Source organism: Marinobacter changyiensis (genome assembly GCF_009193265.1).
Lineage (GTDB): Bacteria > Pseudomonadota > Gammaproteobacteria > Pseudomonadales > Oleiphilaceae > Marinobacter > Marinobacter changyiensis.
This window is the reverse complement of record NZ_VZZZ01000009.1, coordinates 14,933-31,392: the sequence shown is the minus strand read 5'-3', so window position 1 is coordinate 31,392 and position 16,460 is coordinate 14,933. Positions and strand designations below refer to the sequence as shown.

Here is a 16,460-nt window from a genome sequence, read left to right as displayed (position 1 = left end):
TGGAGTAACCGAATGAACGAAGCCGTTTTCTCCCAGATAGCGATGGCTGTATCGCTTACCGCCTTGATCGTCTTTATGGGATTTATTGTCTGGGACCTGGCCAAAAAGTCCGAAGCTGGCCGCTTTGGCACTTTCACCCTTTTTATCGTACTGGGTGCTGGCGTTTTCGGGTTCATTGTTAAAACTGTGATGGTCGAAGTCATGCAACTTTAGCCGGCACCTCAAACTCTTTTTCCTGAACCGATCTATAACAAGGACCGACCGCCCATGTGGTTTCGCAATGCCCGCGTTTTTCGTTTTACCAAACCTTTTGAGATCACCGCTGAAGTACTGGAAGAAAAGCTCCAGGAAGACACCTTCAAGCCGTGCGGCCCTCAGGAAACCGCCCGGCATGGCTGGGTGCCACCGCTCGGAAAGCATGGTGAACAATTGGTCCACAGTGCTAATGGCTACCACTTGATCACCCTGCGCAAGGAAGAGAAATTGCTGCCAGGCGCCGTGGTCAAGGAACTGGTGACTGAGCGTGTTGAAGCTATTGAAATCGAACAGGCCCGCAAGGTTCGCAAGAAAGAGAAGGATGAAATCAAAGAGCAGGTTCTACTTGAGATGCTGCCTCAGGCCTTCTCCAAGAATCGCCGCAGTTATGCGTATCTTGCGCCTCAGGACGGGGTGCTGGTGGTGGATGCGGGTTCGGCCAAGCAGGCGGAAGATCTGGCGTCAACACTGCGCAAAAGCCTTGGCTCGCTGCCAGTAAGGCCGCCAGTAGTCGAGCAGGCCCCGACTTTTACCTTTACCGGTTGGCTGAATGAAACCATTGACCTGCCCTCAACGCTGACCCTGGGTGACGAGTGCGAGCTCAAGGACACCAGCGAAGATGGTGGTGTTGTTCGCTGCAAGGGCCTGGACCTGCAGGGAGATGAAATTCGCAACCACCTGAACGCTGGCATGCAGGTGACCAAGCTCAGCGTGACCTGGGACGATAATGTCTCGTTCGTGCTTGATGAAGAGCTGGGTATTCGCCGGCTGAAATTCGGCGAAACCCTCCAGGAAAAGATGGACGATGTGGACACTGACGATGCAGCCGCCCGCTTCGACGCAGCCTTCTCGTTGATGACCCTGGAATTGGCGCAGCTGATTCCGGGGTTGCTGGAGGCACTCGGTGGCGAGGATCGCTCAGCGATTGTCGACGCGGCCTGAGCCAGCCGTTTACAGTGCCCGACCGCGTTAATCGGGCACAAACTTGAGCCGCTCCCGCTGCCAGGCTTTCTCCGGTTCGTTCAGCACGAGCCGGAGATCCATCACCTCCTCCTCCCGGTTAAACGTCACCTCAAAACCCAACCGCTCCGCCAGCTTCAGCATCGGCCGGTTGTCGTGCAGTACGTTACCAACCATTTCCACGGTGCCCCGTGAACGGCAGTAATCGATCATCTTCTGCATCAGTGTCATGCCAAGGCCTTCGCCTTTCATTTTATCATGCACCATGACCGCAAACTCGCAGCGCAAATTGTCCGCGTCGGTCCAGACCCGCACGGTGCCCAGAGTTTCTTCGCCTTCCCCGTTTTCGCGGGGGGCATTGGCGACAAAAACCATTTCCCGGTCATAGTCGATCTGCACCATCTGGGCGACGTCCTCCCGGGAGAAATGCTTGCGGTACTGAAAGAACCGATAGCGGATCGATTCCGGGGATTGCAACTCGTGGAACACCCGGTGGGCAGGTTCGTCTTCTGCCCGCGCAGCCCGGAGGATCACCCGACGCCCGGACTTCGGTAGCACGATCCACTCTTCAAGCTCCCTCGGGTATGGCTGGATAATCGGCCGACCGGGTTTTGTCGAGAGGTCAATCGCCACCTCCACCGCAACTGCGCCCTCGTCATTAAACAGCAGTGGCAGAATTTCGAGGCCTTTGATCTCGGGAATATCAATCACAATCTGCGACAGGGTAACCAGCGTTTCGCCAATTGCCCGGATGTCTTCCTCAGGGCGGAGACTGAACTCTTTCAGCAACTTATACATGTAGGTGCGTTTCAAAAGCTCCCGTGCCAGCACCATGTTGAGCGGCGGCAGTGCGATTTGCCGGTCCGAGATCACATTGATGTGAGCGCCCGCAGCACCGCAAACCACCAACGGGCCAAAGGTGGCATCCCGGGTGATGCCCACACTGAACTCAATGCCACCTACATGCTGATAGGTGTGCTGCACGGCAAAGCCCAGGAACCCGCTATCGGGATAGCTGTGGCGATATTCATCCATGAGGATCTTGCAGGAATCCAGAATGGCACTCTCACTGTTTAAGCCCTGGATTGTCGTGCGGTAACCACTGCCCCCTTTTTTGTGCTCCATAAAAGGGTGGCAGGACAGTTCGTGGACCAAGGTTATGTTGATCGGGCGGCGCTCAACTGCAAAAACCTCCAGCACCCCTTCCACGTCATCACAGTACTGGGTTTCTACCGTTTTGATGCCGTAGTCGCGTATGACCTCCCGGGCCTCTTCGCTGGTTAAATGCAGGCGCTTCGCCCTTAGGGCATTCAGTACCAGTTTTCGTGTGTGGGTGCGGTCGGCAAAATGGTCCGTGAACGATTCGGGAGTTTCCTTCAGCAGGCGCTGAACACGCTGATGATTCACATGCTGCATGAACGCCTTCACGGCTTTTTCCGGCGAGAAAAAAGACGGCAGCCCCGCCCGGTAAAATTCGTCCCGGGCATCCATAACAGTGCTTTGTCCCAGCCAGCAGGTAAACACATTCAACCGTGTACCCTTGACCGCTTGCACCACTGAATCGGCAATCTGCAGGCTGTCTTCAGTCAGGCTTGGGGCGTATAGCACCAGTACATTGGCCACGCCGGGATCCCGGGCCAGTATGCGGATCGCATTGGCGTAGAGTTCCGGACAGGCATCGTAGTTAAGGTCGATCGGGTTTTTACGGGTCCAGTACGGGGGCAGATGTTCCGCCAGGGCATCAATGGTTTTGGGTGCCAGCTCGGCGAGCTCGCCTCCGAGGGCAGCAAGTCTGTCAACCGCCAACACGCCCGGCCCAACGCCGTTGGCCATGATGGCGAGAGACTCCTTGCGCAAAGGCCGCATGCGGGTAAGTGTTTCAAGGGCATCGAACATCTGGTCCAGCCCGTCTACCCGCAACACACCCCCACGTTGCAGCATGGCGTCAAAAATCGGGTCGCTGCGGCTGATACCTGCAGGCAGGGCGTAAGGAAACCATTCGGATTCGGGCACGCGTCCGCTTTTCACCGCAATCACGGGTTTGGTTCGGGAAGCCACACGCACCGCCGACATGAATCGCCGTGTGTTGGGAATATTCTCGATGTGCAGAAGGATGGCGCGGGTATGGCTGTCCTGGGCGAGGTAATCAATCAGATCATCATGATCAATGTCCATCCCGTCACCCAGTGTAAGAAAGTAGGAAAACCCCACCCCCCGGGCAAAGGCCCAGTCAATCAGTGAACTCGCAACTGTGCCGGACTGGCCGATAAACGCTACCTTACCCGGGATAACCCCCATATGGGCATAAGTCGCGTTCAGGCTGCGCCCCGGCACCATCAAACCGATGGTGTTCGGCCCCAGCACACGGACGCCCGTCTCCCGGGCAGCATCCCGCACCGAATACATCAGAGGCTGCCCGGTTTTGCTGTGGGCCCGTGACATCCCGCCAGTCATCACAATGGCGGTTCTGACACCGGCTTTACCAAGTTTCCTGATCAGTTTCGGGACGGTATCCGGGGGCGTGCAGATAATGGCAAGGCTGGGGCTGAAGTCCATCTGGGAGATCCGGCGTATGCAGGGTACCCCGTGAACATTTTCATAATCATGCTCGTTAATCACCAGCAGGCGGCCGGGATAGCCGCCGCCCATGATGTTCCTTAATACCATGCCACCCAGATTGTCGGCGCGTTCGGAGGCCCCGACGATGACAATCGATGCCGGGTTGAAAAGACTTTCGAGATAGCGGGTACCCAAATCAGGCCTCCTTGTGAAAAGCGACGGCTGGCGTTTTTTGCTCCGGCGGCAGGTGCGTGTCCTCACCTTAGGCACTTGGGGGACCATGTAAAACGTCAATCGAGGATATCGTCAAACTTCGAGCAAAGAAAGGCAGCAGTATGCCGTCATCCCTGATAAAATTTTAATCAAATAACAGCAACCCGGACTTATCGAGCCGGTTCAGGATCGGATGCGTTATGACCACCGCGTTTTTTTCACACGATGATTGCCTGAAACACACCATGGGAGCCGAGCACCCGGAATCGCCGCAAAGGCTGGCCGCGATTGTCAGTTACCTTGCCGATACCGAGTTGGAGCAGACGCTGGACTGGATCAAACCAGAAGAAATTACCCGGGATCAGTTATTGGCAGTCCATCCGGAACGCTATCTGCATCAGCTTGACCTGATGCAGCCCACTCGCGGCCGGGTATTTACCGATCCGGACACCGCGATGATGCCCGACACCCTGAGAGCCGCCAGACTGGCAGCCGGGGCAAACGTTCAGGCCGTGGACATGGTGATGAGTGGCCAGATCACTAACGCGTTCATTTGCGCCCGGCCCCCTGGGCACCACGCCGAACGTACCAAGTCAATGGGCTTTTGCTTCTATAATAATGTAGCACTGGCAGCGGCGCGGGCACTGAACTTTCATCATCTGGAACGGATTGCCGTTATTGATTTCGATGTACACCAGGGTAACGGTACCGTAGACGCTTTTCAGGGTGATGACAGGGTTCTGATGTGCTCCAGTTTCCAGCACCCGTTCTACCCGCATTCCCACGTTCACCGGCAGGCCGAAAACATTGTCAATACCCCGATAACGGCCGGCACCTCAGCGAAAGACTATCGCAAGATTGTGGAAGCCCAGTGGTTGCACAAGTTACAGGACTTCAAGCCGCAACTGGTGCTGGTGTCGGCCGGGTTTGACGCCCACCGGCTGGACCCGTTGGCAGAGCTCAACCTTGAAGCAGAGGATTATCGCTGGCTGACAGACATGCTCACCAGTGTGGCCCACGATTCAGCCAATGACCGCCTGATCTCAACCCTCGAGGGTGGCTATCATCTGAAAGCCCTGGCCGAGAGCGTTACCGCACACCTGGAGGGTCTGTCAGCCATTCGATAAACCCGACCTAGCCGTTGGCATCGTCTATGTAGGTGCTGTTGGCGCGTTGTAATGCAGGCCGCCCGCCCTGACGTTGCAGGCGAATCGTGGTTCGGCGGTTATCCGCCGCTCGCTGTGAAGCAGGAAACTGATCACCGTGGGCGCGAACCGTCAAGCGGTCCTCCGGGATGCCCTGCTCTTTCAGATACTCCGCGACAATATTGGCACGCTGCTCGGATAAGGCTCGGTTATTGATCCGGCTGCCAATGCTGTCGGAATGGCCATCCACAAACACCCGTTCTACCGTCGAGTCAGCCTGTACATAGAGCACTATCGAATCCAGCAACTCGTAATCGGCGTTCGACAACCGCGTACTTCCGGAGGTGAACGGAATCCGCGAGCGTTTTATCTGATCGTAATTTACCGGCAACAGGCTGGCGACACAGCTACGGTAGCTCTCGAAAGAGCGCGCAAAGTTGATGTTGGAGAGACTGATACGGATGCTCTCGTCGCTGTACCAGGCTTGCCGACTCAGAGTCGGCGCCATCCCCTCAAGCAGCCCCCCAATGATCAGCATCGATTGCCTGGCATCCAGCGTGACCGGCCGGTGGCTCTCATCCACGTCGATGTGACCAATTGAGCGCGGGTTGGACCCGGGACGCCAGGCTGGCGCTTCAACGATCAATTGGCCCCGTCCGGGGCGCATCAACCGGTTACCGGACTCAAGATAAAACGATAGCTCTTTGCCCGCCTGATGCCGGAACACAGCCTTGCCGTAACTTGGAACATCGTGGGTCAACGTGCAGTCGAAAACCGACTCCGACAGATACCACTGGCTGTTTTCGATGCCCGCACCGTATCGGGCACCCAACGCTGGCGCTACCATCAACGCCAGCGCCACTAGCGCTGATAGTCTGCCCCGCAATAAATGGATCATGGCCTGTCGTCCGTCTGGTCATAAAATCAACTGGTGCCGAGATAACCTGCGCACCGGACAACCAGCGTCCAAAACCGCTGGAGAAAACAGATACGCAACAGGGTTAACGGCAGACAGAGTGTATTCTTTAACTCCTGCCGATCACCCATGAAATACTGCTTCTGGTATACTCCTCCCCTCTTGATATTCTGACCACAATGACCAGGACGAAGCCGCCGCATGACCAAGCGCCTGACCCTTACCCTTCCCGACGACTGGCATCTCCATCTGCGCGACGGCGACGTGCTGGCAGACGTTGTACCGGCCACCGCCCGCTGCTTTGGCCGGGCCATTGTGATGCCCAATCTGACGCCCCCGATTACCACTGCCGACGCGGCGCTGGCCTACCGTGAGCGCATATTGGCCGCTCGCGGCGACCACCAGGGCTTTACGCCCCTGATGACGCTGTATCTGACGGAACAGACCACCCCGCAGCAGATTCGTGAAGCCCACCAGGCGGGTATATTGGCAGCCAAACTTTATCCTGCCGGTGCGACCACCAACTCAGCCTCTGGCGTGAAGGATATCCGCAGTATCAGTGAGGTTTTGGCGGCCATGGCCAAGTGCGGCATGTTGCTGCTGGTTCATGGCGAAGTAACGGCTTCGGACATCGATATTTTTGACCGCGAAAAAGTCTTTCTTGAGCAAGTACTGGCGCCGACCCTTGAGCTGTTCCCCGACTTGAAAGTCGTGCTTGAACACATTACCACGGCAGATTCTGTTGATTTTATTCGTCAGCACACCACAGGCATGCTGGGCGCCACCCTCACGCCCCAGCACCTGATGTATAATCGCAACAACATGTTAATGGGCGGCATTCGGCCACATTTGTATTGCCTGCCGATTCTCAAGCGTCAACGCCATCAGCAGGCGCTTCAGGATGCAATAGTAAGCGGCGATACCCGATTCTTTCTTGGCACAGACTCAGCGCCCCACAGCCGCGGCCGTAAAGAAGCAGCTTGTGGCTGCGCGGGCTGTTACTCTGCCTTCGGCGCCATTGAGCTTTATGCCGAGACCTTTGAGGATCTGGGCGTGCTGGATAAACTGGAAGCCTTTGCCAGCTTTAACGGTGCGGACTTTTACGGCCTGCCCCGAAACCAGCAAACCATTACACTGCTGAAAGAGCCCTGGTCAGTACCTGACGAACTGCCCCTGGGCAATGACACCATTGTGCCACTGAGAGCCGGGGAGACGATTCGCTGGCGCCTAGCCGACCCGACCAAAACTATCCAAGGAGTTTGAGTGACTGACGAAACAACGCAGCCGTCCCCAATGGCGGCTCGATTCCGGGGCTTCCTCCCGGTGGTGGTAGATGTGGAAACCGGTGGATTCAACTGTCGTACCGATGCGCTGCTGGAAGTGGCCGCCGTTATTCTCGAGCTTGATGAAGATGGCTGGCTACGCCGCCAGCAGACCATCGTTCAGAACATCGACCCCTTTGAGGGCGCCAATCTTGAGCAGTCAGCACTGGATTTTACCGGCATTGACCCCTGGGATCTGGAACGGGAAGCGGTGCCAGAGCGGGAAGGTTTGAGCGAGATTTTCAGCCCGATCCGCAAGGCGGTGAAAGCCCAGGGCTGCAAACGTGCGGTTCTGGTCGGCCACAATGCCACCTTCGATCACAACTTCCTGTTCGCAGCGGCAAATCGGGCAGATATTCGGCGCAACCCGTTTCATCCATTTTCAACCTTTGATACCGCCACGTTGGCGGGTCTGGCTTACGGCCATACGGTTCTGGCTCAGGCCTGCAAGCTTGCCGGCATTCCGTTCAATAACAAGGAAGCCCACTCCGCCGCCTACGATGCGGAGAAAACTGCCGATCTATTCTGTGGAATTGTCAATCGCTGGAAAGAACTCGGTGGTTTTCCGCCCCCGGTTATTGATGATAGCGAAGAGTAAACAGGCCAAAAAAAACCCCGCTCATTTAACAGAGCGGGGTTTTTCATACTGCCGGAGCGCCTTACAGACCGCTAGCATTCTCTGACAAGTACTTGGCAACGCCATCAGGAGACGCGTCCATACCTTTATCACCCTTCTTCCAACCGGCAGGACAAACTTCGCCATGCTCTTCATGGAACTGAAGCGCGTCTACCAGACGTACCAACTCGTCGATATTACGGCCCAGCGGCAGATCGTTGATGATTTGTGAACGGACAATGCCTTCTTTGTCGATCAGGAAAGCACCGCGGAACGCCATACCACCTGCAGACTCGACGTCAAATGCTTTGGCGATGTCATGGTTCATGTCAGCCGCCATGGTGTAACGCACTTTACCAATACCGCCTTTGTCTTCAGGCGTGTTGCGCCAGGCGTTGTGAGTAAAGTGGGAATCAATGGATACGCTGATTACTTCAACGCCACGCTCTTCAAAAGCGTCCATCCGATTGTTCAGAGCAATCAGCTCTGACGGGCATACGAACGTGAAATCCAGCGGGTAGAAGAAAATAATCGCCGGTTTGCCATTGATGGCTTCAGACAGATTGAATTCGTCAACGATTGTCCCGTCACCCATTACGGCGGGAACGGTGAAATCCGGTGCGGGTTTGCCTACTAAAACTCCCATGATGAAATCTCCATGTGTCAGCGGTGGGATTAAAAGCAAAGCCGGACGAGTGTCCGGCCCTGAAAAATCGTGTTGGCTCTATATATGAGGCCCGGCCAACAAACTTCAACCCCGATATCATCACCTTGAATGAAATTCATGACACGCTGATGTCAGGCCGCAGGCGACCAGGGCCTGCCGCCCGCAACCGGCATTTCAGGAGTTACCAGTGGATACCCCGCAAAATGGCGGCAAAGGCCACCTGTTCTGTGGAAACCCGGGGCTTTTCACCCTTACGCACGCCACCCAGAGAGGGCGTATCCGGGAACATCCGATACCCGGTATTCATCAGAATTTCACCCATTTTCGGCGCCACGGCGTGAAGTACCTGGGCGAAAATGCCCAGACGCGTGGCAACGCGTTTAGGCCGGTAAACGATTGCATCAACAACCAGGTCGGCGGCTTCCTCCGGTGACAGCGTCGGAACCGAATCGTAGATTTTGGTAGGCGCAATCATCGGTGTTTTGACCAGCGGCATATTGATGGTCGTGAAGTTGACGTTGTAGTCCGACCACTCCGAAGCCGCACAGCGACTGAAAGCGTCCAACGCCGATTTCGAGGCAACGTAGGCCGAGAAACGGGGCGCATTGGTCAGCACGCCAATGGAGGATATATTGATCACATGGCCACGGCGATTTTCCAGCATGGTAGGCGCAAAGCCCATGATCAGGCGTACTGAGCCGAAATAATTCAGCTGCATGGTGCGCTCGAAATCGTGGAAGCGTTCAAAGGACAACGCCAGCGACCGGCGAATGGAGCGACCGGCGTTGTTGACCAGCACATCGACCTGGCCGTGGTTATCCAGAACAGTCTTCACGAATCGGTCACAGTCTTCCATGTCCGAAAAATCACACTGGTAAGCGTGAACATTACCGCCTTTGGCTTCCAGTTCCGCCACTACGTCGTCCAGCTTGTCCTTGGTACGGGCACCGATGACCAGAATGGCGCCAGCTTCGGCAAGTTTGTGGGCTGTTGCAAGGCCGATACCCGAGGTTGCGCCGGTAACAACGCAAACACGACCTTCAACCGCCCCTTGCAACGTACGGTCCTTGAACAGATCCGGGTCCAGATGACGTTCCCAGTAATCCCAGATAACGGGAGCGTAACTCTCAAGCCGCGGAACAACGATGCCGGTGTCCTTCAGGGCCCGCTCGGTTTCGCGGGCATCAAACCGGGTGGGGTAATTGATGAACGACATCACCGACGGCGGGATACCCAGATCATCCAGAATGGCACTGGTGAGGCGTTTCACTGGTGGCAGGTTTTTCACGCTTTGCCGGATAAACGGCGGGATAAAGCCGAACATCCGTGCATCAATACGCATTGCCATACGGGGTGCATGGCCTGCTTCGGCGAATATATTCAGGATCTCACCTACTTTGTAGGGATCAGAATCGACCAGGTGGAAACAGTTGCCGTCCTCACCGTCGAGGTGAGCGATATGGTCCATAGCGTTAACGACGAAATCCACCGGAACCACATTCAGGCGACCGCCCTCGATGCCGATGGTGGGCACCCACTGGGGCAGAGCGTTGCGGATCTTCTGGATCATCTTGAAGAAGTAATAAGGTCCGTCGACCTTGTCCATCTCACCGGTTTTCGAGTGGCCGATCACCATACCCGGCCGGTAGATGCGATAGGGAATCTTGCACTCTTCCCGTACTACTTTTTCCGATTCATGCTTGGTTTTCAGATAGGGATGCTCGAGGCCTTCAGCTTCCTCGAACATGTCTTCACGGAACGTCCCCTTGAACAGGCCTGCCGCTGCGATGGATGACACATGCTGGAAGCACCCTGCCCCCATGGCGGTCGCCGCATCAATGGCGTTGCGGGTGCCTTCGATATTCACCACGGACTGGGACTCTTCATCTGCCCCCATGTCGTACACAGCAGCCAGGTGGAATACGTGATCGACTTTGCCTTTCAGCGTTTTGAAGGTTTTTGCGTCGATGCCCAGTTTCGGTTGCGCCAGATCTCCGATCACGGCTTTGACCTGATCATCCGTGGCGCCCCAGCGCTCGCGCAGCCTGTCCAGCTTGCCGAGGGACTGTTCCCGAACCAGAACATGGACAGTGCCACCCCGGGCCAGCAACTTTTCTACCAGAAAACGACCGATAAACCCGGTTCCACCTGTTAAAAAGTAATTCATGAATACCTCATCCTGCTTGTCATTGTGATGTCCTGATCGTGCCGCATTGTACTTAATTGTTTTTCTCATGTATTGTCGTTTTTTACAGAATTTACTCATTAACTGCTTGTTTTTAATTGAGTAAAAACTCTAAAACATCGTTCAAACCACACTCCAGTCAAACCGTCCTGGAAACCAAGTTGTCTTGAGATTAGCACAGCCCCGCCACACCGCGTTGAGAGTGAGCGTCTGCCGTCCCTACCTCACAGCCAATGATTAAAAGATAGACATGAAATGGGCCGCCGCCGGTGACATAATCATGCCATCAAAACATCCTTCCATCTGCAAAATCCGGGTACTTGTCATGGCCAACCAGAACGCTAACGCAGAACGCTATATTTCCATTGCCCGCGCCTGCCTGAAGGCTATTAATGAAACCGCGTCTGAAAAAGGCTCCAGAGAAGAAAAAATTCAGGCTGTTTACGAAGCCATTGATACGGCTTTTCAGGAAGAGTTCGCAGAGTATCGGCAATCCGTTGCAGTGATGGCGTCCGTATTGGAACGTATCGCCGGCGGACAGCTGGATGCTGACAGTGCAGCCAGCCTCGCCCGAAAGACGCTGGACCAGCAACCTGCCAGCACCCGTGATTCCGTTATTCACTGAATCGGGCTACTTTTACCTGAAGGACACCGCCAATGCTTAACCGCACAGTACACCACTCAGGGTGGGTCACAGTCGTCCTGACCTGCTTTTTCCTGTTGGTCAGCGTTGTGGCTCAGGCCGCTGTTTCTCCGGCCAAGAGCCCGAATGACCAAAGCGATTACCGGTACCTGGAACTGGACAACGAGCTGAAAGTTCTGCTCGTCTCGAATCCCGACGCTGACATGGCAGCCGCTTCACTGGATGTCGCGGTCGGCAGCGGTGATGATCCAACTGACCGTGAGGGCCTGTCCCACTTTCTGGAACACATGCTGTTTCTAGGGACCGAAAAGTATCCCGACGCAGGAGAATACCAGCAGTTTATAAAAAGTCACGGCGGCAGCCACAATGCCTTTACAGCGTTTCAGGACACCAACTATTTCTTCGATGTGCAGGCCGATCAACTCGAGCCCGCCCTTGATCGTTTCGCACAACAGTTCTCAGCACCGCTTTTTACCGCCGAACTGGTCGAACGGGAGCGCCGGGCTGTGCACTCGGAATACAGCTCAGCCTTGAAGGATGATGGCCGCCGAATCTACTCGGCGAAAAAAGCGGCAGCCAATCCAGAGCACGCTTACAGCCAATTCGCCGTCGGTAATCTCACGACCCTTGATGACACTGACCAGCGCCCCCTCAGAGCGGACCTGCTCGAGTTCTGGCGCAACCATTACTCATCCGATGTCATGACGCTGGTGGTGATGGGACCGCAACCTCTGGAAGAGCTGGAAGCCATGGTGCGGCCGAGGTTTGCCGAGATTGAAAACAGGAACCTTGCACCCAAGGAACACACAGCACCGCTGTTCAAGCGCGAAAACCTGCCGGCCATCCTGCAAGTGCAGGCGCTCAAGGATATCCGCCGGTTAACCCTGACCTTTCCGATTCCGTCCCAGCAGGACCACTACAAGAGCAAGCCTGACCATTACGTAGCCAACCTCCTGGGCCACGAAGGCCCCGGCAGCCTGTTGGATGTTCTGAAACGGCAGGGTCTGGTAGAAAGCCTGTCAGCGGGCATAGGAATGGATACCGGCAGCAATGCCACCCTTGAGATATCCATGGCTTTGACACCGGAGGGGCTGGCGCAACGGGACGTCATCCAGGCATTGACCTTTGACTACATCGATCTGGTGAGGTCGAAAGGTATCAATCGCCAGTATTTCGAAGAAATGCAAAAGCTCGCAGAGATCAGCTTTCGTTTCCGGGAGCAACCCAATCCGATCCAGCTGGTAAGCCGCCTCTCCATGCAAATGCACCATGTGGACCCGGAAGACGTACTCCGGGCACCCTGGGTAATGGAAAACTATACCCCGGCCCGCTACCTGGAACTGTTGAACCACCTCACCCCTGACAACGTCCTGATCACCGTGGTAGCACCGGAAGAGCCAGCACCCGAAGTTGAGCGAACCACCTGGTATGACACCGTTTATAGCCTTACCCCCATAGCACCGGCGTCAGTTACCGGAACGGTTCCCGAAGCGTTGGCCAACCAGTTGGCACTGCCGGACGCCAATCCGTTCATTCCTGAAGAGCTGGGCATGGTAGCGGGCGCCAGCATGGAGCAACCAATCCAGCTGACCAAAGGCAACTCCGCCGGCGATATTGAACTCTGGTATGCACGCAACACCGAATTCAAGACCCCCCGGGCCAATGTCTACCTCAGCCTGCGATCGCCCGGTGCCCGCGCCTCTGCCCGCAGCCAGGTGCTGACCCAGTTGCTGGTGGATGCCATCAATACCAACCTTAACGCATGGGCCTACCCGGCCCAGCTGGCAGGCCTGGACTACGCGGTATATAACCACCTGCGCGGTGTAACCATTCGGGTGGGGGGATATAGCGATAACCTGCATCTGCTCATGAGCCGGATTCTGAGTCAGTTCGCGGCCCCGACCATCACCGAGCAACGCTTCAACATCGCGCGCCGGCAATTGATTGACGAGCTCAGGAACCAGTCCCTCGAACGGCCGGTGCAACAAGCTTCCACTGTGCTTCAAAGTGCTCTGATCGAAGGGGCCTGGACCGTTGAGGAAAAACTGGAAGCTGCGGAAGCCGTTACTCTTGATGAGCTCGAGCGATTTGCCAAGGTACTGCTGGAGCAGGTTGACCCGGTAATGCTGGCCCACGGTAATCTTACCGAAGCCTCGGCCCTCAACCTCACCCGGTTTGCAGAAGCTCTGGTCCTCCAGGAAAGCGCCCCGATCGAGGTCCCGCGCAGCGGCGTCCACACTTTACCCCCGGGCCTCACGGACCTTCGGATGCAGGTTGATCATCCGGACACCGGTTACGCGCTTTACCTGCAGGGGAACAGTACAACATTTGCGGAGCGCGCCGGGTACAGACTCCTCGCCCAGATTGTGAGCGCCCCGTTTTATGAGCAGATTCGCACCCAGCAGCAACTCGGCTATGTGGTTTACGCCACCAGCTATGAGATTCTGGAAACCCCGGCCCTGGGCTTTATTGTGCAGTCACCGAGTGCAACAGCGGAAGAAATCGACACCGCCACCCGGGAGTTCAGCCAGGCATTTGCCGATACCTTGCAGCAAATGACCGAGGCAGAACTGGAGCGCGAGAAACAGGCTGTCATCAGCGGGTTATTGGAACGTGAGCGGTCACTGGGCGACATTTCCGAACGCTTCTGGCGAGAGATTGACCGGGGCGAAACCGACTTCAATTCCCGCCAGCAACTGGCCGACGCTGTCCGGGAGGTCGACCATGCTGACCTTATTGCCAGCTACGAGTCAGCAGTTATCGAACGCAGTAAAGCGCTGAAAGTGATCACCACTGACGAGCCCGGCAACATGAAGGCCGTTATCGAGCAGCTTCGTGAGCGCCCGACAGTCGAATAAAACGCTCCCAATCCTCGGCTTCGTCAACATCCCACCGCGGCTCTAACAGGCGGTGGGATAAACCTAGTTCCCGCAATTGCCCGCAGGTTTGCTCCAGAACCTGCGGGCTCCCCCAGGCTATACCGTCGAGCATACCTGGGGTGGTCCGGCGTGCCCCGATGAGAACATAGCCGCCATCATCCGACGGCCCCATGACCACATCAGTCTGATCCAGCGCCGACACTGCCTCGGCCACATAACCGGCCTCAACCGACGGACAATCACTGCCGACAATCAGCACCTTGTGATACTGCTCCAACCCCGATGCCAACGCATGTTGCATCCTGGCGCCCAGATCTGAGCCTTCCTGGAAGCATTGAGCTACGCTCGCAGCGAGAATTTTATCCAGTACAGAGTCAGCCTCAACCGGCGGAGCCGCCAAAGTCCGGTCCCACCAGAACTCCACTGGCAACCCCGTGGCCAGCAGATTATCCAGAACCGCAAGCGTCAGGCGTTGATGTGCCGCCAAAGCGCCCTGCTCCCCCAACGCCGGAATCAAACGGGTTTTGACCTTACCCAGCTCCGGCCATTTGGCAAACTGGATCAGCAACACATTCTGGTCAGGGCTTGCGGACATCGGACCGGTATACCTTTGCAAGTTCATCAGGGGATTCCCCACGCCAATAGCGCCAGCGCAGCTGCCACATCAGCAAGATAGTTCGCCACGCGCCCTGCCGTTGCCAGCGACGGCTGTCAGTGACAACCGGATCAGAGACGCAGTATGGGCGGGAAGCCAGTTTTAACCGGCCAGAGAATTCAACATCTTCCATCAGAGGTATATCCGCGAAACCACCCAGGGCATCAAAGGTCGAGCGGCGCACGAACATGGCCTGATCACCGGTGGCAATTCCGGTCAGCCGGGAACGTTGGTTCATAAACCAGGCAATCACCCGGAACAGTTTCCTGTCGCCGGTGAGACGCACATCAAACCGCCCCCAGTGCCGGGAACTCTGGAAGAATTCACCCAGACGATCGGCAGCACCCACCGGCAGCTGTGTATCGGCATGAAGGAACAGCAGCACATCGCCCCGGGCACTGGCAGCGCCCATGTTCATCTGAACCGCGCGGCCCCTCTCTCCAGCCAGCACCCGGTCACAATAACCGGCAGCCCGCTCACGGGTTCCATCATCACTGTCACCATCCACCACAATGACCTCATGCCCGGATTGTCTGAACGAATCCAGAGCCTTGAGGGTTTCGACAATGGTTTCAGCTTCCTGCCAGACAGGAACAATCACACTGATTACAGGATACGTAGAGGCCATAAAACAGGACAATACCACATCAAACAGCGGTCACGCCTTGAGACAGGCGACCGGTACCGCTATCATACCGCCGCTGCAATCAGTTTGCCCCAGTAGCTCATCTGGATAGAGCGTCCCCCTCCTAAGGGGAAGGTAGCAGGTTCGAGTCCTGCCTGGGGCACCATTAAAATCAAAGGTTTACGACCATAAAACCCATTCCCGAAAAGCAGAATAGCCATTCTGGGTCACTCCCTGGGTCATTTTGAAGGTTGGTGCGCCCTACTTTGCCTCTTCTCTCATAGAGAGATATCGCTTTGCCTCTTTAGGAATTGTCGACCGGCAACTGTCTCGTTAATAGACTCATACCTGACCCTCTATTTCTGTCGTCACTCCAACCGAAAAAATGAAATGACCATGACGACACATCACGAATTTCTGAGCACCACCTACCCTGATGAACTGGCTCTCAAAAGGGCTGAAGGAGTCCGGATAGACGTGGCCTACCCGCTCGATCTATCTGGCAGCGAGGCTGGATTGCCACTCTGGCGCGTAGACCTCAACAACCAGGAACCTGTATTCACAACCAATCTGGCCGACGTAGAGGCCGCTATGCTGTCCTCGAAACTGCACCGGGTAACAGAAGTGGAGATAGTGAACCTGTAATCAGTCCGCGTCGGGCATGGTCGCAAGTGGAGTTAGTCGTTGGCAGCTAATTGGTCCGGGCTTATCCCCGCTCGTTCAGCCGGTTTAGCCCTTGTGCGCTCACGTATGGCGTGCCACGCCTACCGGGCGCTGTCTGACGAGATGCAACTACGGGGACTGGGGGCGGCATTGTCTA

At 56.1% G+C, this 16,460-nt stretch carries 14 protein-coding genes and 1 tRNA gene; 9 read left to right on the top strand and 6 right to left on the bottom strand.

Features of this window, described 5'->3' with window-relative positions:
* Nucleotides 1-12 precede the first annotated feature (12 nt).
* Nucleotides 13-213: a DUF2788 domain-containing protein gene (locus F6Y09_RS19620; protein WP_152208651.1), complete on the top strand. Its 201-nt coding sequence runs from the start codon at nucleotides 13-15 to the stop codon at nucleotides 211-213.
* A gap of 54 nt (nucleotides 214-267) precedes the next feature.
* Nucleotides 268-1,197, top strand: a complete 930-nt coding sequence (rdgC, locus tag F6Y09_RS19615; RefSeq protein ID WP_152208650.1) for a recombination-associated protein RdgC — start codon at nucleotides 268-270, stop codon at nucleotides 1,195-1,197.
* 27 nt (nucleotides 1,198-1,224) lie between these two features.
* On the opposite strand, the gene F6Y09_RS19610 is transcribed toward rdgC, so the two are convergent.
* Entirely contained in the window at nucleotides 1,225-3,969 is a 2,745-nt protein-coding gene (locus F6Y09_RS19610) for a bifunctional acetate--CoA ligase family protein/GNAT family N-acetyltransferase (protein WP_152208649.1), read from the bottom strand.
* Between the two features lie 218 nt (nucleotides 3,970-4,187).
* Here F6Y09_RS19610 and F6Y09_RS19605 point away from each other — a divergent pair, with 218 nt between their 5' ends.
* Nucleotides 4,188-5,114, top strand: a complete 927-nt coding sequence (locus F6Y09_RS19605; RefSeq protein ID WP_152208648.1) for a histone deacetylase family protein — start codon at nucleotides 4,188-4,190, stop codon at nucleotides 5,112-5,114.
* A gap of 7 nt (nucleotides 5,115-5,121) precedes the next feature.
* Here the strand turns inward: F6Y09_RS19605 and F6Y09_RS19600 are convergent, their stop codons facing one another.
* A complete protein-coding gene (locus F6Y09_RS19600) occupies nucleotides 5,122-6,030 on the bottom strand; it encodes a flagellar protein MotY (RefSeq protein ID WP_152208647.1) in 909 nt (302 codons plus the stop codon).
* 219 nt (nucleotides 6,031-6,249) lie between these two features.
* On the opposite strand from F6Y09_RS19600, the gene pyrC reads away from it, so the two are divergent.
* Both pyrC and rnt read left to right on the top strand, forming a co-directional pair.
* Entirely contained in the window at nucleotides 6,250-7,311 is a 1,062-nt protein-coding gene (gene pyrC, locus F6Y09_RS19595; protein WP_152208646.1) for a dihydroorotase, read from the top strand.
* Complete coding sequence (gene rnt / locus F6Y09_RS19590; RefSeq protein ID WP_152208645.1) at nucleotides 7,312-7,968, top strand: ribonuclease T; 657 nt, start codon at nucleotides 7,312-7,314, stop codon at nucleotides 7,966-7,968.
* Between the two features lie 61 nt (nucleotides 7,969-8,029).
* Here rnt and F6Y09_RS19585 read toward each other — a convergent pair whose 3' ends face one another.
* Nucleotides 8,030-8,632 (bottom strand): peroxiredoxin, encoded by a 603-nt coding sequence (locus F6Y09_RS19585; protein WP_152208644.1) that lies wholly within the window; start codon nucleotides 8,630-8,632, stop codon nucleotides 8,030-8,032.
* A gap of 202 nt (nucleotides 8,633-8,834) precedes the next feature.
* Complete coding sequence (locus F6Y09_RS19580; RefSeq protein WP_152208643.1) at nucleotides 8,835-10,820, bottom strand: SDR family oxidoreductase; 1,986 nt, start codon at nucleotides 10,818-10,820, stop codon at nucleotides 8,835-8,837.
* Between the two features lie 298 nt (nucleotides 10,821-11,118).
* On the opposite strand from F6Y09_RS19580, the gene F6Y09_RS19575 reads away from it, so the two are divergent.
* Together F6Y09_RS19575 and F6Y09_RS19570 are read left to right on the top strand one after the other, a co-directional pair.
* A complete protein-coding gene (locus tag F6Y09_RS19575; RefSeq protein WP_246180611.1) occupies nucleotides 11,119-11,463 on the top strand; it encodes a hypothetical protein in 345 nt (114 codons plus the stop codon).
* Nucleotides 11,464-11,495: 32 nt separating this feature from the next.
* Nucleotides 11,496-14,339 carry an insulinase family protein gene (locus F6Y09_RS19570; RefSeq protein WP_152208642.1) on the top strand — a complete coding sequence of 948 codons (2,844 nt, stop codon included), beginning with the start codon at nucleotides 11,496-11,498 and terminating at the stop codon, nucleotides 14,337-14,339.
* Here F6Y09_RS19570 and F6Y09_RS19565 read toward each other — a convergent pair.
* On the bottom strand, nucleotides 14,302-14,955 hold the full coding sequence (locus tag F6Y09_RS19565; protein ID WP_152208641.1) for a TIGR04282 family arsenosugar biosynthesis glycosyltransferase: 654 nt from the start codon (nucleotides 14,953-14,955) through the stop codon (nucleotides 14,302-14,304). The genes F6Y09_RS19570 and F6Y09_RS19565 overlap by 38 nt on opposite strands.
* Nucleotides 14,939-15,643 (bottom strand): TIGR04283 family arsenosugar biosynthesis glycosyltransferase, encoded by a 705-nt coding sequence (locus tag F6Y09_RS19560; RefSeq protein ID WP_152208640.1) that lies wholly within the window; start codon nucleotides 15,641-15,643, stop codon nucleotides 14,939-14,941. Before F6Y09_RS19560 ends, F6Y09_RS19565 begins: the two co-directional genes overlap by 17 nt.
* A gap of 86 nt (nucleotides 15,644-15,729) precedes the next feature.
* Here F6Y09_RS19560 and F6Y09_RS19555 point away from each other — a divergent pair.
* A tRNA-Arg gene (locus F6Y09_RS19555) sits at nucleotides 15,730-15,806 on the top strand.
* 230 nt (nucleotides 15,807-16,036) lie between these two features.
* Nucleotides 16,037-16,285 (top strand): hypothetical protein, encoded by a 249-nt coding sequence (locus tag F6Y09_RS19550; protein WP_152208639.1) that lies wholly within the window; start codon nucleotides 16,037-16,039, stop codon nucleotides 16,283-16,285.
* Nucleotides 16,286-16,460 lie beyond the last annotated feature (175 nt).

Bases quoted from the DNA above. Each gene is read 5' to 3' on its own strand.
- F6Y09_RS19620 (WP_152208651.1), top strand. From the start codon at position 13: ATGAACGAAGCCGTTTTCTCCCAGATAGCGATGGCTGTATCGCTTACC.
- rdgC (WP_152208650.1), top strand. From the start codon at position 268: ATGTGGTTTCGCAATGCCCGCGTTTTTCGTTTTACCAAACCTTTTGAG.
- F6Y09_RS19605 (WP_152208648.1), top strand. From the start codon at position 4,188: ATGACCACCGCGTTTTTTTCACACGATGATTGCCTGAAACACACCATG.
- F6Y09_RS19600 (WP_152208647.1), bottom strand. From the start codon at position 6,030: ATGATCCATTTATTGCGGGGCAGACTATCAGCGCTAGTGGCGCTGGCG.
- pyrC (WP_152208646.1), top strand. From the start codon at position 6,250: ATGACCAAGCGCCTGACCCTTACCCTTCCCGACGACTGGCATCTCCAT.
- F6Y09_RS19585 (WP_152208644.1), bottom strand. From the start codon at position 8,632: ATGGGAGTTTTAGTAGGCAAACCCGCACCGGATTTCACCGTTCCCGCC.
- F6Y09_RS19580 (WP_152208643.1), bottom strand. From the start codon at position 10,820: ATGAATTACTTTTTAACAGGTGGAACCGGGTTTATCGGTCGTTTTCTG.
- F6Y09_RS19575 (WP_246180611.1), top strand. From the start codon at position 11,119: ATGCCATCAAAACATCCTTCCATCTGCAAAATCCGGGTACTTGTCATG.
- F6Y09_RS19570 (WP_152208642.1), top strand. From the start codon at position 11,496: ATGCTTAACCGCACAGTACACCACTCAGGGTGGGTCACAGTCGTCCTG.
- F6Y09_RS19565 (WP_152208641.1), bottom strand. From the start codon at position 14,955: ATGTCCGCAAGCCCTGACCAGAATGTGTTGCTGATCCAGTTTGCCAAA.
- F6Y09_RS19560 (WP_152208640.1), bottom strand. From the start codon at position 15,643: ATGGCCTCTACGTATCCTGTAATCAGTGTGATTGTTCCTGTCTGGCAG.
- F6Y09_RS19550 (WP_152208639.1), top strand. From the start codon at position 16,037: ATGACGACACATCACGAATTTCTGAGCACCACCTACCCTGATGAACTG.